Origin of the sequence: Dorea sp. YH-dor226, from assembly GCF_039832105.1 — a bacterium.
Taxonomy (GTDB): domain Bacteria; phylum Bacillota; class Clostridia; order Lachnospirales; family Lachnospiraceae; genus Dorea_A.
This window is the reverse complement of record NZ_JBDOHS010000009.1, coordinates 109398-132481: the sequence shown is the minus strand read 5'-3', so window position 1 is coordinate 132481 and position 23084 is coordinate 109398. Positions and strand designations below refer to the sequence as shown.

19 protein-coding genes are annotated in these 23084 nt (G+C 43.6%); 3 read left to right on the top strand and 16 right to left on the bottom strand.

The window, feature by feature from the left end; translation table 11 throughout:
• Window positions 1-19 precede the first annotated feature (19 nt).
• From purF to ABE547_RS09580, 7 genes are all read right to left on the bottom strand, one after another.
• A complete protein-coding gene (gene purF, locus ABE547_RS09610) occupies window positions 20-1447 on the bottom strand; it encodes an amidophosphoribosyltransferase (RefSeq protein WP_347378564.1) in 1428 nt (475 codons plus the stop codon).
• A 207-nt stretch (window positions 1448-1654) separates the two neighbouring features.
• On the bottom strand, window positions 1655-2338 hold the full coding sequence (locus ABE547_RS09605) for an amino acid ABC transporter ATP-binding protein (protein ID WP_347378563.1): 684 nt from the start codon (window positions 2336-2338) through the stop codon (window positions 1655-1657).
• 11 nt (window positions 2339-2349) lie between these two features.
• Window positions 2350-3000, bottom strand: a complete 651-nt coding sequence (locus ABE547_RS09600) for an amino acid ABC transporter permease (protein ID WP_347378562.1) — start codon at window positions 2998-3000, stop codon at window positions 2350-2352.
• Window positions 3001-3086: 86 nt separating this feature from the next.
• Complete coding sequence (locus ABE547_RS09595) at window positions 3087-3941, bottom strand: amino acid ABC transporter substrate-binding protein (protein WP_347378561.1); 855 nt, start codon at window positions 3939-3941, stop codon at window positions 3087-3089.
• A gap of 99 nt (window positions 3942-4040) precedes the next feature.
• On the bottom strand, window positions 4041-4823 hold the full coding sequence (locus ABE547_RS09590; RefSeq protein ID WP_347378560.1) for a hypothetical protein: 783 nt from the start codon (window positions 4821-4823) through the stop codon (window positions 4041-4043).
• Window positions 4798-6081, bottom strand: a complete 1284-nt coding sequence (locus tag ABE547_RS09585; protein WP_347378559.1) for a DUF5716 family protein — start codon at window positions 6079-6081, stop codon at window positions 4798-4800. The genes ABE547_RS09590 and ABE547_RS09585 overlap by 26 nt, the downstream gene beginning before the upstream one ends.
• 19 nt (window positions 6082-6100) lie before the next feature.
• Window positions 6101-9394 (bottom strand): DUF5717 family protein, encoded by a 3294-nt coding sequence (locus tag ABE547_RS09580; RefSeq protein ID WP_347378558.1) that lies wholly within the window; start codon window positions 9392-9394, stop codon window positions 6101-6103.
• Between the two features lie 130 nt (window positions 9395-9524).
• On the opposite strand from ABE547_RS09580, the gene ABE547_RS09575 reads away from it, so the two are divergent.
• Window positions 9525-10622, top strand: a complete 1098-nt coding sequence (locus ABE547_RS09575) for an aminotransferase class I/II-fold pyridoxal phosphate-dependent enzyme (protein WP_347378557.1) — start codon at window positions 9525-9527, stop codon at window positions 10620-10622.
• A gap of 174 nt (window positions 10623-10796) precedes the next feature.
• On the opposite strand, the gene ABE547_RS09570 is transcribed toward ABE547_RS09575, so the two are convergent.
• The 5 genes from ABE547_RS09570 to ABE547_RS09550 all read right to left on the bottom strand — a co-directional run bounded on the left by ABE547_RS09570 (window position 10797) and on the right by ABE547_RS09550 (window position 18112).
• On the bottom strand, window positions 10797-11141 hold the full coding sequence (locus ABE547_RS09570) for a cupin domain-containing protein (protein ID WP_235249869.1): 345 nt from the start codon (window positions 11139-11141) through the stop codon (window positions 10797-10799).
• 350 nt (window positions 11142-11491) lie between these two features.
• The gene (locus ABE547_RS09565) at window positions 11492-12109 is read right to left on the bottom strand and encodes a cell wall hydrolase (protein WP_347378556.1); all 618 of its coding nucleotides are present in this window, start codon (window positions 12107-12109) and stop codon (window positions 11492-11494) included.
• 259 nt (window positions 12110-12368) lie between these two features.
• Window positions 12369-15566 (bottom strand): carbamoyl-phosphate synthase large subunit, encoded by a 3198-nt coding sequence (gene carB, locus ABE547_RS09560; protein ID WP_347378555.1) that lies wholly within the window; start codon window positions 15564-15566, stop codon window positions 12369-12371.
• A complete protein-coding gene (locus ABE547_RS09555) occupies window positions 15566-16636 on the bottom strand; it encodes a carbamoyl phosphate synthase small subunit (RefSeq protein WP_347378554.1) in 1071 nt (356 codons plus the stop codon). The genes carB and ABE547_RS09555 overlap by 1 nt, the downstream gene beginning before the upstream one ends.
• 264 nt (window positions 16637-16900) lie before the next feature.
• Complete coding sequence (locus ABE547_RS09550; RefSeq protein WP_347378553.1) at window positions 16901-18112, bottom strand: transglutaminase domain-containing protein; 1212 nt, start codon at window positions 18110-18112, stop codon at window positions 16901-16903.
• A 152-nt stretch (window positions 18113-18264) separates the two neighbouring features.
• On the opposite strand from ABE547_RS09550, the gene ABE547_RS09545 reads away from it, so the two are divergent.
• Window positions 18265-19530, top strand: a complete 1266-nt coding sequence (locus ABE547_RS09545; RefSeq protein ID WP_347378552.1) for a peptidoglycan-binding protein — start codon at window positions 18265-18267, stop codon at window positions 19528-19530.
• Window positions 19531-19611: 81 nt separating this feature from the next.
• On the opposite strand, the gene ABE547_RS09540 is transcribed toward ABE547_RS09545, so the two are convergent.
• The 3 genes from ABE547_RS09540 to ABE547_RS09530 form a co-directional block, all read right to left on the bottom strand.
• Window positions 19612-20625, bottom strand: a complete 1014-nt coding sequence (locus tag ABE547_RS09540; RefSeq protein WP_347378551.1) for a cytidylate kinase family protein — start codon at window positions 20623-20625, stop codon at window positions 19612-19614.
• Window positions 20626-20766: 141 nt separating this feature from the next.
• Window positions 20767-20952 carry a hypothetical protein gene (locus ABE547_RS09535; protein ID WP_347378550.1) on the bottom strand — a complete coding sequence of 62 codons (186 nt, stop codon included), beginning with the start codon at window positions 20950-20952 and terminating at the stop codon, window positions 20767-20769.
• 147 nt (window positions 20953-21099) lie between these two features.
• Window positions 21100-21723, bottom strand: coding sequence for a DUF4867 family protein (locus tag ABE547_RS09530; RefSeq protein WP_347378549.1), 624 nt, complete (start codon window positions 21721-21723; stop codon window positions 21100-21102).
• A gap of 250 nt (window positions 21724-21973) precedes the next feature.
• Here ABE547_RS09530 and ABE547_RS09525 point away from each other — a divergent pair, with 250 nt between their 5' ends.
• Window positions 21974-22267 (top strand): MerR family transcriptional regulator, encoded by a 294-nt coding sequence (locus ABE547_RS09525; protein ID WP_347378548.1) that lies wholly within the window; start codon window positions 21974-21976, stop codon window positions 22265-22267.
• A 32-nt stretch (window positions 22268-22299) separates the two neighbouring features.
• Here the strand turns inward: ABE547_RS09525 and ABE547_RS09520 are convergent, their stop codons facing one another.
• Window positions 22300-23025: a MerR family transcriptional regulator gene (locus tag ABE547_RS09520; protein ID WP_347378547.1), complete on the bottom strand. Its 726-nt coding sequence runs from the start codon at window positions 23023-23025 to the stop codon at window positions 22300-22302.
• Window positions 23026-23084: the final 59 nt, after the last annotated feature.

Sequence of the window (23084 nt, the reverse complement as noted above, 5' to 3'; positions counted from 1 at the left end):
TTCTCCTTATCATCACATTTTACTCAAAAGCCAGTGAGATATCTTTTCCCGGGACTTCCATCGGATAATCCCCCGTGAAACATGCATCACAATATCCCAGATCTCCCACCATGTCTTTCAGTTTTTCGATTTCCATATACCCCAGGGAATCCGCACCGATCATCTCGCGAATCTCTTCTGTTGTATGAGAGTGGGCAATCAGCTGTTCGTTTGACGGCACATCTGTTCCAAAATAACACGGATACAGGAACGGAGGTGAACTGATTCTTACATGTACCTCTTTTGCACCTGCTTTTTTCAGCATCTTAATGATGTTGGCACAGGTCGTACCACGTACAATCGAATCATCTACCATAACGATACGCTTACCCCTGACTACTTCTTCAATCACATTCAGCTTAATCTTGACACTGCTTTCTCTCTGACTCTGTTTCGGCTTAATAAAGGTTCTTCCCACATAACTGTTCTTGTGAAATGCCATCCCGTACGGAATACCGGATTTCTCAGAATATCCTTTTGCCGCCACCAGACCGGAATCCGGAACACCCACAACAAGATCTGCCTCCACCGGATAGGATTCCGCGAGAGCATTTCCCGCAAGAATTCTGGAATGGTACACATTGACATTGTCGATTGTACTGTCGGTTCTTGCAAAATAGATGTACTCAAAGATACATCTCGCCTGTTTTTTCGGACTGATCGCCATCGACATATCAGACTTGATTCCATGCTTGGTAAAACTTACGATCTCGCCCGGTTCAACATCGCGCACAAATTCCCCGCCGACTGCAGAGATCGCGCAGCTTTCCGATGCCAGAAAATAAGTATTATCGCGCTTTCCGATACATAAAGGTTTCAATCCGAACGGATCTCTTGCCCCGATCATCTTTCTCGGAGATGTGACAACCAGTGCATATGCACCTTTGATCTTTTTCATGGCGTTTTTCACAGCATCTTCCGCCTTTTTCACATTCAGACGTTCTCTTGCAATGTGATATGCAATCACCTCGGAATCAATCGTTGTCTGGAATATAGCCCCAGTGTATTCCAGTTCGTGCCGAAGTTCAATTGCATTCGTCAGGTTACCGTTATGCGCAATTGCAAGTACGCCTTTCACATAATTAATAACCAGCGGCATCGCATTTTCTGCTCTGGAACCTCCTGCAGTCGAATAACGCACATGTCCTACTCCAAGATTACCCGTCAGATTCTGGAGAGACTCTTCATCAAAAACTTCATTCACCAGCCCAAGCCCCTTCCTGGAATGGATCTTCCTCTCTCCATAAGTGTCCGTCACAGCAATTCCACAGCTTTCCTGTCCTCTGTGCTGCAACGCAAAAAGCCCATAATATATAGAAGGTGCAACGTCACCTCCGTCCATATCATAGGCGCCAAATACTCCGCATTCCTCTCCCATACCTGTTGTTATCTTTTCAAACTCACTCATAAATGCAGACTCCTTCTTTTTTCAGTATCCGAAAGTAGTGTATCAGATATGAAAATGTTTTCCGTCTTATGACGGTAAACCTCTTTCGATAACAGTATAATACAAGGCAGAAGGAAAAGCAATATTCCCTTCTGCCTTGTATTTATCCTGATACATTATTTTTCTGCAGGACATTTATTAGTGTCTCTAATAAATAGCCCCTATTCATTAGTCAATAAACTTCCCGAGAAACTCTTTCATTCGCTCATTGGAAGAACAGAACACCTCTTCCGGCGTACCCTGAACAGCAATATATCCATCATCCATAAAGATGATATGATCCGATACATTTTTCGCAAAGTTCATTTCATGCGTAACGATTACCATCGTCATATGTTCCAGCGCAAGCTCACGGATTACTTTCAGAATCTCCCCTGTCAGCTCCGGATCCAGAGCAGAAGTCGGCTCATCGAAAAACAGGATATCTGGATTCATCGCAAGCGCTCTTGCAATCGACACTCTCTGCTGCTGTCCTCCGGACAGCTGATACGGGTAGGCATTTTCCTTGTCTTCCAGTCCCATCTTACGAAGCAGTACCCGTGCCTCCTGATATACTTCCTCTTTTGCACGCTTCTGTACCTTGATTGGTGCATCTGTAATATTTTTCATCACTGAATAATGCGGAAACAGATTAAAATTCTGGAACACCAGTCCATAAGTTCCTTCATACCTGATCTCACCGCCATCTGCAGTCTCGAGCCCGGTAGCACAGCGAAGAAGTGTGGATTTGCCCGAACCGGACGGCCCGATAATGCCAAGCACCTCCCCTTTTTCTACCGTAAGGGAAATGTCCTTTAACACTTCCACTCCGTTAAAGCTCTTCTTGAGATTTTTCATCTCTAACAGACTCATGCTCATTCCTCCTAACGATAGTAATCCAGCTTCTTTTCCAGCGCTTCCATGGCAATGGCAACGATCAGATTCAATACGTAGTAAAAGATCCCCGCCGCAATATAAGGAACCATCGAAGTCTGTGCCGCTGCAATCTGTTTCGCCATTGTAAACATTTCCGTCACCGCCAATACAAAAGCAAGAGAAGTATCTTTGACAAGCGTAATTACTTCATTTGTCACCGGCGGAAGAATGTGCTTGATTACCTGCGGAAAGATGATCCTGAAAAAAGTCTGCGCCTTTGAATATCCAAGAACTCTGGCTGCTTCATACTGACCTGTCGGGATTGCCTCAATTCCGCCTCTGTATATCTCCGCAAAATACGCCGCATAATTGATTGCAAATCCAATCAGGACAGCAGTCAAACGGTAACCACTCGAAATACGGATTCCAAAGATGTAATAAGGTCCGAAATATACAACCATAAGCTGCAGCATAAGCGGAGTACCACGCATGATTGATATATATATTTTTGTAAGCCACCGGATCGGAGATATCTTTGACATTCTGCCAAATGCCACAAGAAGTCCCAACGGGAGCGAGAATACAAGTGTTAATACAAATATTTCCAGAGAAACCAGCATTCCGCTGCAAAGTTCCCTGATAAGTGTTCCTAATTCCATCCGGTCATCCTCCAAATATATGAATAATAACGGAAAAGAGCCGTACCCCTCCTGGGGCCGGCCCCCTTCCGCCATATCATCTTATCTTATTTTCCTACACACAGTGCTCCCGGCACACCAAAATCTGCATACTTTTCTGCGATCTTTGCGATCGTTCCATCTTCTGCCATTTCATCCAGTGTAGCCTGTACTTTATCTCTTAATTCTGTATTACCCTTTTTAAAACCGATTCCATACTGTTCAGAAGAAATCACTTCCTCAAGGATCATGTATTCATCTGAATTCTCTCTGGAACTGATCTGATAATTGGCAACACCGATATCCATTGCAATTGCATCGCACGCACCGGACTCCAGATCCATAAATGCTGTATTATACTCTGCGATCTCTGTCAGATTGCCAAACGTATCTGCCAGTGCCTTCTGATCTTCCTGAAGAGCTGCAAGTGCAGAAGAATCAGTCTGTACTTCCACCAGTTTTCCTGCAAGATCTGCAAAGCTGTTAATGCCGGAATCTGTTCTGACTACAATCACCTGCTTGTTATCAACATAAGGTTCGGACCATGTATAATCATCCTCACGTCCATTCATTGTAAATCCGTTCCAGATACAGTCAATCGTCTCAGAATCAATCTCCATATCTTTAGAATCCCAGTCAATCGGCTGTTTTACCAGTTCCCATCCATTTCTGTCACATACTTCCTGTGCCAGATCAAGATCAAATCCAACATACTCGCCATTGTCGTCTTTGTAACCATATGGCGGGAATGCGGCATCAAAACCTACAACCAGTGTCTCGTCATCATTTTCTACAGCTGTGCTCTCTTCTGTCTTTTCAGCATCTGCATCAGCGTCTGCATTTTCTTCCTTGCTACCACATCCCACAAAAACTGTCGTTGCCATCATCGCCAGAGCGAGGATTAAGGCTAATCTCTTTTTCATAATTGCTTCCTCCTGTCCTCCGATTAGTATACGGTCACTCGCCACTCTTTTATTATATTAGCAATTGACTACTTTACCATACTAAAACGCTCTGTTATATTAGCATATTTCCCTGCTTTTGTCAATCCTGCGGTACTCCTTTTTCCACTGGTTACAGGTTTCCTCAGAAAGATCTGCTTTCACCTTCTTCTGCGTCTTCCTGATCTCATCTTTTATAATCGTTCCCATACTGAGATAGACCGGATTACCGGAAAGCATCTTTACATACTCATTCTCCGGAAGATAACGATAACAGCAGTACAGATAGGCTTTCAACATCTCCGGCTGTTCACAGATCCGATATGCCTCATAGTAAGCCCGCGCCGCTTCTTCATACAAAAACTGATGTCCATATGCAGCACCCATACAGGCGTATACCTGACCATAAAACTTCTTATCTACAGATTCATCCCAGTCTTTATAGATGATTGACTGGTACACCAGAATCGCCGTCTCATATTCACCGCTGTTCTGCAGGCTGTCCGCCTTGTATTTTGTTTTTTCCACATCCTTCTGATTCTGAAGATGCTCCAGTATATTCTGTATTTTGTGAATGTCCGCCGCGGCATAGATGTTGGATTCACGAAGGATCGTAAGGATAAAATCCTCCATGGAACAATTGTTTCTCAGCTTTTCTCTGAGCTGCTCTTCCAGATCCACAAGCTCCAGTTCATCCCCGATCCAGCTGCACAGCCGGTTGTTGACGATCGTATAATCTATCAGATACAGATTGTTGCATATATAGTAGCATAATTCCTCTATCGTATAGATTCTCATATGCACTCTTGATATTTCAAAAGGTCGTTTGGCCCGCTTCCTATGACATAGAATTAAACTGCCCATTGATTCCTCCTAAATGTAACACCTTTTCGGTCTGAAAACCGGATGAAGGATAGAACTCACCAAATCCAGTATCTTTAAAAATCAGTTTACAGGTACGCTCATCCATAAACATTACTTCGATCTGCAGCCGAAGCGAATAATCTCTTCTCTCCGGAAGTTCCGCCAGAGAGACCGTCTCCACCTGAAGTTCCTCTCCCGCAAGAGTCTCAATATGAATCTCAATATCGGAAGTATCCTCCAGAATCACATCCCACTGTCCGTCTGCATCATACCAGTGTGTCCCCCACGATACGATCGGATACCAGCCTTCCTGCCCTCTGATGCGCATCCGAAGACAGATCTGCTCTGTCATCTTGGTCTCATCAAGATACACCGGACCGTCATCATATTCCAGACACTTACGCATAGATGTATAGCAGGCGCCCTTACTGTACAGATTATTTCCGATAAACGCTCTTCTTCCGTTGCACAATACCTTCAGAGAATTCGGGTACCAGTTGTTCTCAAATCCTTCTCCCGTCAGATACACAGAAGATACCACCTTCTTGTCAAACACTCCCTGAATAAAAGTCTTGAATTTTTCATCTGCATCCTTCGCCTTATCAACATTTAGGACCGGATAAATCGCTGCCAGCTCCTTCATACGCGCATTTGCAACTTCATCTACAGTTACAAACAGATCTCTTCCCTTTCCGTTCACCGCATTCAGTCTTCTGAGCATGTATGCACGGATCTCTTTTGCATCACAGAAAAACAGAGCTGATTCGTACTGCCATAGTTCCTTCGGCTGATAGAACATATACTGACAGAAACTTTCTTTATAATCCTGCACACATACACGTTCCTTCGGAACACCGATATGACGTCCGATTCCCTTCAGCATCTTTGACATATCCACATTCGTAAACGGTACGGAAAATGTCAGATACCGGATATTTTCAAATTCAGCCAGCGTCAGGCTGATAAACTTTGCCAGCAGCCAGACAGCATCATGTACACGCTCTCCCACCTGAACCTTCTGCCGACGGACCGCCCTTTCAAACAGCCTGGTTATGATCTCTCCTTCCCCGACTGCCGCAAGTCTTTTTGCCTCTTTTCCGTACACCCAACGCTCTTTATAATATCCGAGTACCAGAGGAATCTGATAATTATCTGCCGCTGTTTCCATCGTCTCCGGTTCTTCTTTTCCTTCATCATAATAACTGATCTGACAGTACTTTTCATTCAGATCATAACCAAGCACGCTGTTCTTCTTCATTATCATATCCTCCTTTCCCCTAGTATAATACAAACAGCTGATCTGCCATCAGCTCTTCTTCCTGATAATCCATCATTGCCTTTCTTTTTGCTGCCGGTCCCATCTGCGACATCTCATTCAGCCGTCCATATTTTCCGGACCGGTTCCGACTGCTGTCATTGACGAGTATCTGTTTTTCTGTCTTAATGACATCTCCGTCTATATTTTCTTCAAAATAATAGCTTACCGACTCATCATCAAACAAGATGAACTGTTTTACATAGATATTGGCATACATCGGCATCATTGCTTCTGCACGATATCCCAATTCTTCCCTGTCACCCTGTTTCATCTTGTAATACAGCTTCACTTTTCCTCCCGGATGGCACTGATAAGACAGCATTGCCTTATTGTACAGCTGCAGTTCCCTGAGCCACTCTTCCCTGTACTTCAGATAAAATGGAAATACCATCTGTTTCTCACACATTTCACGCAGTACCTGATGTAATACAACTTCCATTTCCTCTGAATGTTTCCGTTCAGAATAATGCTTCAAAAGAGCTGCTTTACAGATATCCGGAAGTTCTTCTCTCTGATCACACTCATTTGCGATCATCTCAAAAACACAATGCTTAATTTCTCTGCCTTCCACCATATATTCTCGTGAAACGTATGCAAGATATGCCTGTTTCAGTCGGAAATACGCATTGTCTGACAGATAATAATCTTCAAAAATATCCTCTTCATCAAACAGAGTTTCCGAAAATACCATCTGTGTAATGATCCGCTCCCCAAGCTTATATGACGGGATTCCATACTCCTGAAGAACCTTCCAGATCTTCTTCATATCCTTTGTAGCACCACAATAATAGTTTGCAAGATACGTCAGTGTAACCCTGTCATACTGCTGTCTTTGAAACAATTCAAAGCACAGATAGTTCAGAACCTCGTCTTCTTCATAATTATCTTCCCGGATCCGCTTGCTGCACATGATAAATACTTCTTTTTCATCAAATGCGTCAATTCCTTTCACCATGACATTCTCAAAGTCCGGCTCTTCTTTTACTTTTTCCTGATTCCAGAAACCGGTAGACGCCGCATATTTCCGGCACATATCCAGGAATCTCGGCTCATAGAACAGACGTCTGGTCTCATATGGAATAGAATCTGTATAATGTCTTCCTTCTACGGATTCCCATACGATTCTCGATTCTTTGTCATACAGATAGATCACAGCACCATTTTCCTCGTCATAAGGAACCCTCTGACGGATATTTCCATCCTTTTCAATGACCAGAACGCACTTCATATTCGGTACTTTGGTCGATATTCCATAGGAATAACAGATATCTCTCATTGCCTCCATCCGGTCCGCCGTCATCTCGTCATCTGTACAGAATCGCTTATACAGGATACGAAGCGACTCTGTGATATGGCGCTTCTTAAGCTGATCCCACGTAAATGCAACCATCTGCTCCCGATAATTCAGATAGAGATCTCCCGCCTGCTCCTCGTAGGTCACCAGACTGGCATACAAAAACGCCGCTTTCTTATAATCCAGAGAGTTCCCATGCATAAAATACAGGAGAATACTTTTTGGAAGTGGTCCGTGAGAAACATTCTCATCGATCGTCATCATATAGTATTCATACAGCTGCGCAATCTTCAATTCACTGTCAACCGCCCGCTGATACCAGACAAAATACCGCTTCTGGGTTTTATTTCCCTTGATCAGCAATGTGCAGATCGTATTGAGTATCATCGGTTCCTCATACATCTTATATATCCGCTCCAGAATCCGGAACATTGCATCACTGTAGTTCTTCTGCTGACTGGCAAAATTCGCAACGTACAGCGCCAGTTCTTTGGTCATAAGACGGTATTTTGCCGCAAAATTCAGCACCTGAATTTCAAACACGCCAAGTTTTTTCAACAGGGACGGCTTTTCCTGATAGCACAGATACGCCTGCAGATAAAACAGGACATGATGTACTCCATATTGGAACTGCTGCTCCAGAACCTCCAGCCGTTTATAAGGATTCTTATAGCGGGGCTCCAGATCCATGATCATAGCAAGAAGCGGCCAGGAATCCTGATGGCGTGTATAAGTCTTCCCGATCTCATCCAGGACACGGTCAATATGATTGCCTTTTCCCCGGACTTTCGCAGTCAGATACAGATAATAGCAATTGGTCAGAGGGTCTTTCCCGATCGCAAAGCGGTTATAATTGTAATTTTCCAGAATCCATTTTGCTTCTTCCACCTTATTGCCGATCAGATAAATATGCGCAAGCATCAGCTGATACAATTCATTCAGCGGAAACTTTTTCCGAAGTGCAACCATCTTCTCAATCGCACCGTCAACCCAGTTGTCCCGTTCGATCCTTCCGGCCACACATCCCACATACTCCTTGATGATCTGCGCGATCAAAAGCTCAGAGACCCGGTGATTCTCGTCATATTCCTGATTCTGCAGTATCTCAATCTCGTAGATCAGTGTCTCATACGGCGTAACAAACTTAAGCGCACCATAATTACGCCCGCCATGAAGCTTTTCCGAACGGACTACATATTCCATCTCGTATACATTGCCGACAAAGTCCTCCGTACTGATCTCAGAACGGGACACTTTCAGGAAATCGCCTTCTGTTTCAATCCGGACAGGCATATATCCCCATGTATTCTTCATAAGTGTCAGCGTCCCTTTTGTCGGCTCGTTCAGATCTTCAAATAACATTCCTTCTCCCGGAAGTGTAAGAAAGATGCACTCTTTCTGTTTGATTCCTACCAGGAATTCTTCCATTGCCTGCTCCCCGAGAGACCATTTGCGCATATTATCATACAGATAAAAGGTTCGCTCATTTTCATATTTTAATATCTCATAAAATTCTCTGGAGCGAAACAGACGTCCTGCCTCAGAAAAATCTTTGATCGCAAGCTTTCTGAAATCATCTGTACTCTGTACCTTTCCGTAAGTAGTCATGACATACGGCTTTTCAATAATCGCTGTAAACGCAAGCTCGTATTCTCCACCGGAGCATACTACCGTAAACTTTCCTTCCTCTACATGTCCCGGGCGGAGTCCCCTCCCGTCGTATGTGAATTCCACCTTTGCCGGATTCCCCTCGAATCCCTGATCCTTAAAATGAACACGAAAAGAAGACGGATATACGAGTCCTCGTATTGTTCCGCCATTGTCCGCCTTCATTGTAAAACTTCCCCTGTATACTTCCCCTTCTCCTATAATGAGAACCAGATTTGTTTCATCAAATATGACATCAGGTCGTATTAACTGAAAGTCGCCTTTAGAAAATTTCTGGATTTTATTTTTCAAGTTCTACACCTGCTTCTTTCGTTGCATTTTTCTTAAAACATACTATAATAAATTATAGCATTGTTTTATAAGTAAAGGCAATGCCGGATATACAAATATTTAAATTAATACAATGATAGGATGAATAAATATGGAAAAGAAACCCGAATTTCATGGAAGCGATCTGGAAAAGATTGCAGAATATTACAGCATTGATCAAGAGGACATCGTCCGTTTCGGAGCCAATGTAAATCCGCTTGGCTTATCTGCATCCGTAAAAAAGGATCTTGCCGACAATCTGGATATCATCAGCAGCTATCCGGACCGTAATTATACCAGTCTGAAAAAAACCATCGGCGCCTACTGCAATGCTGATCCTCGCCACATTGTGGTCGGAAACGGATCCACGGAACTGATCTCTCTGCTGATCAGTCAGCGTGCACCCAAAAAAGCTCTGGTACTTGGACCTACCTACTCTGAGTATGCCAGAGAACTTTCTCTGGTCGGCGGCACAATGGAATATTATCACCTGAAAGAATCCAATGACTTTTGCCTGAATATTCCGGATTTTCTGGATACTCTGACAGAAGATTTCAATCTTGTAATCATCTGCAACCCGAACAATCCTACTTCTTCCGCTATCAGCCGGAATGATATGGAACAGGTGATCCGACGCTGCAGAGAACTGGACATCTTCGTCATGATTGATGAGACGTATGTCGAATTTGCTCCTGAAGGTACACAGATCAGTTCCATTCCTCTGGTTCCTCAATATGACAACTTCATGGTCATTCGCGGCGTTTCCAAGTTCTTCGCCGCGCCGGGTCTGCGCTTTGGTTACGGAATTACAAGCAACGAAGCTTTTCTCCGGGCACTTCTGACCCATCAGAATCCGTGGAGTCTGAACAGTGTCGGCGCATTTGCCGGTGAACGCATGTTAAAAGACCAGGAATATATTCACACCACCTATCAGCTGATTGATTCAGAACGAACCAGACTCTGTGCAGAACTGAAAAAACTGGAATCTCAAGGCACACTGAAAATCTACAAGCCCTATGCCAATTTTATCCTGATACGGATTCTGAAAGAAGGAGTTACTTCCTTTGACGTATTCGAAGCAGCAATTCGTGAACATATGATGATCCGGGACTGCTCTTCCTTCGAAAGTCTGGAGGGCGAATACGTAAGGTTCTGCATTATGATGCCGGAAGATAATGATCGCCTGCTGGAAGTATTTCGCAAAATATAAGACATTGAGAAAGGGACTGCGGAAATATAGCAATGTACTCCCATGTAATGCATACAATTCCCATAAGAACGCTTCGACGCTCACTCGCTTACCTCAGCTTTTCTTATGGGAATTGTATGATCACAGGAATATGCATCTATATTTCCGCAGTCCCTTTTCTTTATACGTAACGCTTTACTTCTTCAGTATCAGTGCCATAAATGTAAGTTCTTCCGTTCCGGTATTCTTGAGTCCGTGTCCGTCTCCATCTTTACACAGGAACAGATCACCCGGCTCAGCCGGATATGCTTTTCCGTTATCGTCATACATTCCATGTCCGGACAGGATATAATAAGACTCTGTCTCTCCGTGATGCTCATGATATCCAATCTCGCAATTTGGAAGGACTGAGATCTTCGCATACATCTTACATGCTTCACCCACATCCTCAGAAGAAACCAGCGGCTCTCTTGTAATAAATCCTGCCCCTCCGTTTACGTGTTCTATCTTTACTAATTCTCTTTCTCCGGCCTTTGTCATATCATATCTCCTCCTTGTATTCAAATCCATCCTCCACACTCTACATTTCTATTGTATGTCAGGAAGTTTCATCTAAGAAAACAATACAACCAAACCACCGGACTTGTCAACTGTCGTTAATTTACTATCTTATAATATTCTCTGGCGGTCAGACTGTAGACAATTGCATAGAAGACTGCAAATACCGCCACTGTAACGATCGTACAATTCAGAAATAACGGCACGTTGGTCAGATTCAGCAGTAAACCATAACAGGTCTCTGCTCTTTCATACTATACATTTCTATATTGTTTGTCAAATCGAAACACTTCATCTCTGCATTCTGTCATGTATGCCGAGATATCGTTCTTTTAATGGAAATAATGTGCACCGATCTTCGTGCCACAGCCTCCCTGATCAAAATACAGACATCCGCCGATCGGGTTCACACCGTTCAGTGCATCTACAGCAGCCTGCATGCAGCTTGCTGTGTAACAGCCGGAATTTCTCACCTGATTCAGCCACCCTGTAGCGGCCGGACCAAACTGTCCTGACTGGTAGATCACACCTTCGATCGTATTGGGATACGCTCCACTGTTTACCCGGTTCATAACAACTGCCCCGACGGCAACCTGTCCTTCATATGGCTGATTGCCTGCTTCGCAGTAAATAATCGATGCAAGAAGCTCCTGGTTGGCACGGATATATGCTTCCCGCTCTGCCTGTTCTTTTGCTTCCTGTTCTTTTCTGGCTATATCTTCTGCAATCTTCTGCTGCTGAGCTTCCACAGATTCCGCTGTCACCTTCACAATTTCTTCTGATACGGACTGCATCACAGTGACCTGCTGTGCAGACTCTACTCCCTCCTGAGTCTCTACAACTTTCACTTCCGGCTGCATAGAGGCTGCGTGGCTGGTAAATCCCGCTGCCATGACTGCACATGCTGAATACAGCATGAACATCTTACTCAGTCTCCTACGTCTTATCATATTATTTATACCCTCCTGTTTGTTGCAATGAATTAACATTGTTTTAATAAAGTATATTCACTTTTTTCAACTTTATTACAATTATTACAAAATTGTTACATGTACAACGGTTGGTATCATATCATACTATTTTGAAGTTGTCAACTTTTTTATTGCTTTTTCTCAGATACAGTCCCGGAATTCCCCGGATGCACAAAAAAAGCTGTGAAAATCAAGTTTCCTCAATTCTCACAGCTCCACTTTCCCACACAGGTTCGTTCTATATTGTTGCTATATCTACAAGCGTCAGTTTTTGAATATCTGTATTCTCCAGACTGGTGATGAGCGCCTGAGCAGTATCGATTGCCGTCAGTACATTCACACCCGTCTCGATCGCATTTCTCCGGATGATAAATCCGTCTCTGGAATGGTCTGCTCCCTGCGGCGGCGTATCAATTACCAGATCGATCTTGTGTCCAAGAATCAGATCCATCAGGTTTGGAGATTCCTGTTCAATCTTATTGATCTTCATCACCTTCACTCCACCTGCTTTTAATGCCTCTGCAGTTCCCGCAGTCGCAAAGATCTTGTATCCGATCTTCTCGAATCTGCGACCGATCTCAACCGCTTCTTCTTTGTCAGCATCACGGACTGTCATGATCATATTTTTAAACTTAGGAAGCTTGATTCCGGCACCGATAAATGCCTTATACAATGCCTCATCAAAGGTCTTTGCAATTCCCAGGCACTCACCGGTTGACTTCATCTCCGGTCCGAGGCTGATATCAGCACCACGGATCTTCTCAAATGAGAATACCGGCATCTTGATTGCAAAATAATCTGCTTCCGGCTGTAATCCCGGTGTATAACCAAGTTCCCTGATCTTATGTCCAATAATTACCTTTGTTGCCAGCGGAACGATCGGGATGCCCGTCACTTTACTGATATACGGAACCGTACGGCTGGAACGCGGATTTACCTCGATCACATATACATCCTCTCCACATACGATGAACTGAATATTAATCAGTCCGATGACATGCAGAGACTGTGCCAGCTTTCTGGTATAATCTTCAATCGTTTTCTTGGTCTTTTCTGAAATACTCTGGGCAGGATATACAGATATACTGTCACCGGAGTGGATTCCGGCACGCTCAATATGCTCCATAATACCCGGAATCAGGATATCTTCTCCGTCACATACCGCGTCAACCTCAATCTCCTTACCCTGCAGGTACTTATCAACCAGAATCGGATGATCCTGTGCAATCCGGTTGATAATTCCTATGAACTCATCGATATCATGATCATTGATTGCGATCTGCATGCCCTGACCGCCGAGTACGTAAGACGGTCTTACCAGTACCGGATATCCCAGTCTGTTAGCTACTTCCTTGGCCTCTTCTGCTGTAAATACCGTACCGCCTGTCGGTCTCGGGATACCACATTTTTCAAGGATCGCATCAAACAGTTCACGGTCTTCTGCAGCATCCACATTTTCTGCAGAAGTTCCAAGGATCGGAACTCCCATCTTCATCAGAGATTCGGTCAGTTTGATTGCAGTCTGTCCACCAAACTGCACCACAGCGCCGTCCGGTTTTTCCAGATCAACGATGCTTTCCACATCCTCCGGAGTCAACGGCTCAAAATACAGCTTATCCGCAATATCAAAGTCCGTACTTACCGTCTCAGGATTGTTATTCACAATAATCGTCTCATAACCTTCCTTTGCAAATGCCCAGGTACAATGTACGGAACAGAAGTCAAACTCGATTCCCTGTCCGATACGGATCGGTCCGGAGCCAAGTACCAGTACTTTTTTCTTTCCTGAGGTCTCTTCTACTTCATTTTCACTTCCGAATACTGAGTAATAATAAGGAGTCTCTGCCGCAAATTCTGCCGCACAGGTATCTACCATCTTATAGGAAGCAGTAATCCCGTATTCATGACGCATATCATGAATCTGACGCTCTGTATTGCCGGTCAGTGCTGCGATGACATTGTCCGGGAATTCCATACGTTTTGCTTCTTTTAATATTTCCGCATTTAATGAACGTGTCTTTAATGTCTGCTCCATCTCCACGAGAATCGCAATCTTGTCGATAAACCATTGATCAATCTTCGTAATCGCGTGAATATCCTCATAGCTGATACCCTGACGGATTGCTTCTGCAATCTTCCAGATCCGTCGATCATCTACAACCTTCAGTTCTTCCAGCAGATCATCGCCTTTCAGGTAAGAGAAATCATAGGACATTAAACTGTCCACATGCTGCTCCAGAGAACGGATTGCTTTCATCAGTGCTCCCTCAAAGTTATCACAGATGCTCATAACCTCTCCGGTTGCTTTCATCTGTGTCGTCAGTGTACGCTTTGCACTGATAAATTTATCAAACGGAAGTCTTGGAATCTTGACTACGCAGTAATCAAGCATAGGCTCAAAACTTGCATATGTCTTCTTTGTAACGGCATTCTGGATCTCATCCAGTGTATATCCAAGCGCAATCTTTGCAGCAACCTTGGCAATCGGATAACCGGTCGCTTTGGATGCCAGCGCAGAAGAACGGCTGACACGCGGATTTACCTCAATAACACAGTATTCAAACGTCTCCGGATGAAGTGCATACTGTACATTACATCCTCCGGTAATATTCAGTTCACTGATGATATTCAGCGCAGAGGTACGCAGCATCTGATACTCCTTGTCGCCCAGTGTCTGAGAAGGAGCCACAACGATACTGTCACCGGTATGCACACCGACAGGATCAATATTCTCCATATTACATACGGTGATACAGTTGCCGGCACTGTCACGCATCACCTCATACTCAATCTCTTTCCATCCTGCGATACAACGTTCTACCAGAACCTGTCCCACACGGGAAAGACGAAGTCCGTTTTCCAGGATCTCCACCAGCTGTACTCTGTCATGCGCGATACCACCGCCGCTTCCGCCCAGCGTATAAGCCGGACGAAGAACGACCGGATATCCGATCTCTTCTGCAAATTTCACGCCAGTCTCTACATCCTCTACAACCAGAGATGCCGCACATGGCTCTCCGATCTTTTCCATCGTTGCCTTAAATTCCAGTCGGTCTTCTGCTTTTTTGATCGTTTCGGACGTAGTACCGATCAGGCGCACGCCATGTTCCTTCAGAAAGCCTGCTTCTTCAAGCTCCATCGCAAGGTTCAGTCCGGCCTGCCCGCCCAGTGTCGGAAGCACACTGTCCGGCTGTTCCTTCAGGATCAGCTGTTCCACAACTTCCACAGTCAGTGGTTCAATATATACTCTGTCCGCAATATCCTTATCCGTCATGATCGTAGCCGGATTTGAATTCAGAAGCACTACCTCCAGTCCTTCTTCCTTCAGCGAACGGCAGGCCTGTGTACCTGCATAGTCAAATTCTGCTGCCTGCCCGATGATAATAGGACCGGAGCCAATCACTAATACTTTTTTGATATCTTTATTTCTTGGCATTATTCTGCTCCTTTCATCATATCCATAAATCTGTCAAACAGGTAACCGGAATCCTGCGGTCCGGGACATGCTTCCGGATGGAACTGAACCGTAAATATGTTCTTTCCTGCATATGCCAGTCCCTCATTCGTCTTATCATTGACATTGATAAACGCTTCGGTCGCTACAGAAGGATCCAGAGAAGACGCATCTACTGCATATCCATGGTTCTGTGAAGAGATGTATACCCGGTTATTACTGAGATCCTTTACCGGATGATTGCCTCCACGGTGTCCATACTTCAGCTTGTATGTCTTTCCGCCATTGGCAAGAGCCATCAGCTGATGTCCGAGACAGATTGCAAAAATCGGTATGTCTGTATTGTATAACTTCCTGATTTCTTCGATAATAGATACGCATGTTGCCGGATCTCCGGGTCCGTTTGACAACATGATTCCGTCCGGATCAGATGCTATGATTTCTTCCGCTTTTGTGTCTGCCGGATAGACCGTCACCTCACATCCGCGTTTATTTAAAGATCGGGCAATGTTATTCTTTGCTCCGAAGTCCATAAGAGCCACCTTCGGTCCATCGCCTTTTAAGACATATTTTTCATCACATGTAACCTTGGAAACTACATCTCCTACTACATAAGCTTTTAACTTTGGAATAATCTCATTCAGATCATAATTCTCATTTGTTGTGATCATTCCATTCATCGTACCCTTTTCACGAAGGATCTTCGTAAGTGCACGTGTGTCAATTCCTGCGATTCCCGGAATATCCTGCTTCTCAAGGAAGTCCTGAATCGTACCCTCGCATCGGAAGTTACTTGGCATTCTGGACAGTTCTCTTACAATGTAACCATCCGGCCATGCTTTTTTTGACTCCATATCCGGTGTAATGCCATAATTTCCAATCAATGGATAGGTCATAACTACGGCCTGTCCCGCATAAGAAGGGTCGGTTAACACCTCAAGATAACCTGTCATTGAAGTATTAAACACTATCTCGCTAATCATGTCTTTTGTCGAACCGATACTGGTTCCGGTAAAGACGGTTCCGTCTTCCAATATAAGAAATGCTTTCATATATTCACCTTTTCCCTTCCTGTTCTTTTACTTTTGTGTGACATTTTCATGCATCCCATAATAAAACATTCTTTTTTACAGAGAAAAAGACAGTTTGTGCAAGTACACACAACTGCCTTGTTAATATAATGAGTCATCGACAATCTTTGTCTTCACAAATTGTAAAAATTATACTACAAAATATGATGTTTTTCAACGTGGATTTTTCATTTTTATTTATTTTTATGCATAGTGCCTTTACATAATCTCTCTGTATTCGTCTACTTATTGATATTGCCAGATTATCATAATTTTATTTAAATCCGGATCATCCATATACTGATATCTGACCTCACTCAGTCCATAATATGACGCAAGATTCTGCGCCGCACTTTTGATCAGATTCTGGAAAATATCGTCATGCGCAGATGCATAGAGATCATGATCTGCAAACTTGATTACCGTAGGATTTGCGCCTGCACGGATGGTCTCATTCATTTTCTCCAGCACCGCATCACGATTATATTCCGTATAGTACAGTCCATTTACCACATAATAATTATAATCCATCTTTGTACATGCCGGAAGTGCTGCATCAGTATCCGGGATATGTGTGCCGGAGATCTGTGTATCATCACAACACATATAATCATAACTTACGTTGCCCTGCCAGGCAGCAGTATCTTCCCCTTCCGACTCCTGGAATACCGGATCCCCCCAGGTTGTATCCACATAATAATAATCCCCATTGCAGAGAACGAGATTCCACGCATGCGTCTGACCTTCTTTTGTAGTTCCGGTTACATAAGTACAAAATACTCCCATACGCTCCAGAAGATACTGTGTTGCTTTCGAATATCCCGCACATACAGAACGATGATTGACAAATACACTGTAGATATTCTGGTTGTCAGAAGCATTCATATCGTAATCCACCAGATTAACAATATACTCGTATACATACAGAATCTTCTGATAATCATCTGCTCCCTCAGGCACTCCTGACAGGCACTGATCCGCTGCCATCTGAATCTCCTGTTCCATCTCAGACTTTTTCTGTTCATCGTACAGATATCCCGGTTCCAGTATTGTATACATTTCATTTCCGTCATATGCTGTAGCCGTCGTTGTACCATCACACCAGAAGATCTCCGGAAAATCTTTCATCACATATTGGAACAGCGCATTGGCCCGGTCTGCTTTCGAAGCATGAATACAGATCGCATCGATATGATCTCTTACTCCCTGCAGAATCTCCTGATACGCCTGTCGTTCTTCCTCCGCAATCTGCTGATAGTAATACTTTCCTTCCAGTTCTTCCTGGCCGACCCGAACCTCCTGATATACAATCTCACTCCCGAACAACTGCTCCCGAATCCAGGAAATGCCTTCACTTCCCGCTGTTCTGATACAAAGAACGGCGAGAATCAGACATAACACAGTCAGAATACCCGACAGGAAACGCATCAGACAGCCTCGTTTTTTCTTCTTATTCATAGCTTCCCCCATATGTATTATGATGAATTATTATACCTTTTTTCATACAATTATACAAGTTTTATAAATGACAGGGAGCACACTTCAGCTAATGTAACCAATTCATTTCCCCTTCATATTATATAAGTGACAGATTTTTCATGAGGTAATATATGAACGCTTTCAACGCCACCGCGCAGGATACTCCCGACAAGGGGCGGCTGCAGATCAATATAACATCTGACATCACTGCCTACCCCGTGTCCGGCGCCTCCATCTCTATCTCTTATACCGGAGTCCCTGACAGTCCGATCGAACAGCTTAAGACAGATTCCTCCGGGCAGACCGAGACCATTGAACTGGATGCTCCTCCCCTCGACTACAGTCTGGATTCCCGCAGTGAAGAACAGCCTTATGCCGAATATACGCTAAATGTCTCTGCCCCCGGATATGAACCGGTCAGTATTGCAGGAACAGAGATTCTTCCAACCATTACAGCAATTCAGAATATTTCTCTCAGACCAATGGACACTCCTGAACCTTCAGAAAGCGTCTTTGTGATTCCTGCACATACATTATATGGAACTTATCCGGCAAAAATACCCGAAGAAGAGATCAAACCAACTACAGAAACCGGCGAGATCGTATTAAGCCGTGTCGTTGTCCCGGAATACATCGTCGTTCACGACGGAAGCCCCCGTGATACGACTGCCCGCAATTATTATGTGAAATACAAGGACTATATTAAAAATGTTGCTTCCAGCGAGATTTACGCCACATGGCCTGCTGATACTATTCGGGCAAATGTTCTGGCGATCATGTCTTTTACTCTGAACCGTGTGTATACGGAGTGGTACCGAAACAAAGGCTACGACTTTACGATCACATCCTCTACTGCATTCGATCACAAGTGGATTCCGGAGCGCAACATCTATGACACGATCTCACTGATCGTGGATGAATTATTTGCAGATTATCTGTCCCGTCCCAATGTGCGCCAGCCAATTCTGACCCAGTACTGTGACGGAAGACAGGTACAGTGTCCGAACTGGATGACCCAATGGGGCAGTCTGTCTCTTGGAGAACAGGGATATTCCCCGATTGAGATCCTTCGCTATTATTATGGGGATGATATGTACATCAACACAGCAGAAGCCATCTCCGGCATCCCTTCCTCCTGGCCGGGTTATACCCTTGAGATCGGCTCTTCCGGTCAGAAAGTCCGCCAGATGCAGGAACAGCTCAATGTCATCGCCGGTGCTTACCCTGCAATTCCAAAGGTTACGATGGATGGCGTCTACGGTCCTGCAACCGCCGAAGCTGTCCGGGTATTTCAATCTGTCTTTGGACTGCCACAGACCGGAGAAGTTGATTATCGTACCTGGTTTAAGATATCCGAAATCTACGTTGGAGTATCCAGAATTGCCGAGTTAGTATGAGTATATTGATTACTTTGATAAAGCCGGGAAGAAATCCTTTTTGCTGATTTCTTCCCGGCTTCTGGATCATATCCATGATTCTTAATACAGACTCTGAAGAATCTCCACGCATTTATCAATTCCAAGTTCTCCACTGTCCAGAGTTATATGATAGTTCTGTGCGTGTCCCCACTTCATATCCGTGTAAAAACGATGATAAGCCGCGCGGCGTTTGTCCTTTTCCTTTAGACGCTGCATCGGAGTTTTCTCCTGCTCTCCATATATCTCAACAATTCGTTTTGCACGAAAATCCATACTTGCATGAATAAACACTTTCAGACAATCGGCCTTATCACGCAGAATATAATCCGCACATCTTCCTACGATTACACAGGGGCCCTTTTCTGCCAGTTCTGTTATGATCTTATATTGAATCTGCCACAGATAATCTTCATTGGTAGGACCAAATGCCCGGTTGGAAAATGCAGGAGAAAGGAATCCACCCGGTGCATACTTACCGGCATCCTCAATATACTTTTCTGCAAATCCGCTTTCTACAGCAATTTTATGAATTAACTCGCTGTCATAGCAAGGAATCTCCAGTTTTTCTGCCACTTTTTTTCCTATCGTTCGTCCTCCGCTTCCGAACTCACGACTGATTGTAATAATTCCAAGAGAAATATAGAAGAAATATTCTTTTGAATGCAGATACGTTTCTTCATTAACGGTTCCGCCAAACATTGCGATAATCTGATCAGAAAAGATCAGATATATTACAGTCAGAACAATACTGCTGACAAGCAGCATGACAACTGCATTTCCAACACTCTGTTTTGCAGTCTTTGTTTCCTTTTTTCCCAGAGAGATACTGACAAATGCACAGCATCCGTCTCCAATCATAACTGCAATGGCCAGTGCAACAACCGTCAGTGGAAATACCACTGTATTGGCCGCATTTCCATATGAACCCAGATAACTGGCATTGGCAATGAAGATCTGATCCACGATATTATACAATGCACCTACCAGTAACGAAATGATACAGGGAACCGCATATTTTCTCATTAATATGCCAATTTCTGTCTCCCCTAAAAATTGATTTGATTTTGTTTCCATTGGTTTCACCTTCTTTTCATTTTTTATCACTAAAAAAAGCGTGCATCCTCTTTTGCCGGATTTACGCCAGAGGCTACACGCTTTCTTATTAGTCCAGATAATTTCCAACCGGACTTGCATTATACTGTTTGATTATCTTTATCATAATAGATCCATCTGACTGTTCCGTCTCTTCGATGATCTTATACTGTGTATGATGTCGCTCCAGTCCTTTTTGTACTGTTCTACCTCATGCTTTACAAGATCCACAGCATAATCATGACCCACATCTTCTTTCAACATAAAATGCAATGTCTGACATATACATGCCGCTTTTACACGTTTCATTCGAAAACCTCCGTTTCACATAATAAAAAGAGCAGCATTCCCAACTGGATTTACGCGGGAATGCTACTCGTTGTATATGGATTATATCATATTTTTAAAATATTTTTCAAAGGTCATTTTGAACAAAAACAGAACATATATCTCACATTATTTTGCCAGATCGATGTTCTCTCCTACCAATCCATTGACTGCACCCTCGATCTTTGCTTCTTCATGTGCGATCAGCCATTTGTTCTTTGCAAAAAGCAACTTGTCGTCAAAAGATCTACTGTGGCATGTCATCAGGTCTGTATTCGTATCTTTCGGCAGAGCTACTACACATTTGAAACCGTTGTCATCTGCATTACAAGGTGCATAATGTAAAGTGGTCGCATAAAGTTCTACGCCAACGCCGGCCGGGACAAAAAATGCCTCTACCTTGCTTGTATCATATGTAAACAAATCCTCAATATCCTGCTGTTTTCCAAGAAGAAGAATCAAATCTGTAATTGCAATATCAATCTCAGAAGATCTGTGATATTCCAGAGCATTCAGTTTTGTATTCTTTCCAATACAATATCCGATCTGTGTCGGCATCTCCCCAAAGAAGCGCATCTTAATATCAATCGAAGTTCTTCCGGTCTCCAGTTCCGGAACAGACGGTACATATACTACATCCTCCGGGATCTCATAATTGCCCATGGTCTCGATGATTGCATTAAAATCATAATGTGCATCGAGAACACGTCCATATTGTGCAAATTCTTTGTCAGTAATTTTTTTAATTTCCATAATGCTTCTCTCCTTTATTTCACCTAGAGATTCCCTTGCATGGAGCAAATATTCATCTCATGTTTCTATTGCTTATATTATACTCCTGTTTGGCATAGATTTCGACCTAAATTTTTGTGACTTATCTCTAAAAATCTACGCATGTTTTCTATTTTAGAAAATTTACGCTATTTTTTTGAAAAATCTCTTGACCTTCCAGTTACTCCACCCCATATAATGTCCATAACATCAATGAAAGAGGTGAATTCCAATGAAGATAAAAGAACTGGAAACCCGAACCGGCATCAAAAAAACAAACATCCGTTATTATGAAAGAGAAGGTCTTATGACTCCTCATCGAAACGATGAAAATAATTATCGGGAATATTCCGAAGAAGATCTGCGGCAACTGGAACGAATCAAGGTTCTTCGCCTTCTCGGCATATCGATCACAGATATCAAAGATTTGAATAAAAGAGGATTGGCTCTGGAGGACGCGGTAAAAGAACGGCTGCAGCAGCTGGATGAAGAAGAAAAGATGCTTCCATTTAATCCTTCAAAGTAAACAGGAGGCAATTACTGGTTGCCTCCTGTTTACTAATGTACAAATATCTCGATTGCCTGAGCGGCAAATTCAGCGGTTCCGTCGCCGCCGGCTTTATCAATATTACGCTTCATACGCTCATCACCGACATACATCTGTCCCAGGCCGCTTAATATTTCCTTGGTGCAGGTATAATAATGTTCTGAAATAAATGACTGTAATGTTTCGATCTTTTCCTGTACACGGTTATCCTCAGGTGAAAGATGCTGCAATTTTCCGATTTCCGCAAAGATCTCCATCATCTGATCTGCTGTGTCTCTGACCTCATTCTCTGTTTTTTCTTTCATTTTCTCCTCACATTCTTCGTAGGCTCTGGTCTGTCCCCATCTTTCCTTAACTTCCTCGGCATACTGGTTCCATTCACTTTTATCAAAAGCGTCAAACTCCATTTTATAGACTCCTTTCTCCTGGATTTCACGGGCAAATGCGATCAGTTTTTCGATGTGCTTCTTCTGCAGCTCCAGAAGTGTGATCTGCTGTTCCAATGCTTCTGCCGGATTAAAATTTGGACTGTCCAGTATCTCCCTGATCTCCTTCAGAGGGAACCTAAGCTCCCGAAACAGTAATATACTCTGTAAACGACCAAGCGCTGTATCGTCATACAGCCGATAGCCTGCTTCTGTCACCTTTGCCGGTTTTAACAGATCTATTGCATCATAATAATGAAGTGTGCGCACACTTACACCTGTGAGTTTACTGACTTCATGTACTGTTCTCATTTTCCCTCTCCTCCTGCTTCCTCCCGTGTGAGTACATTATGAGGTATGACGCAACGTCA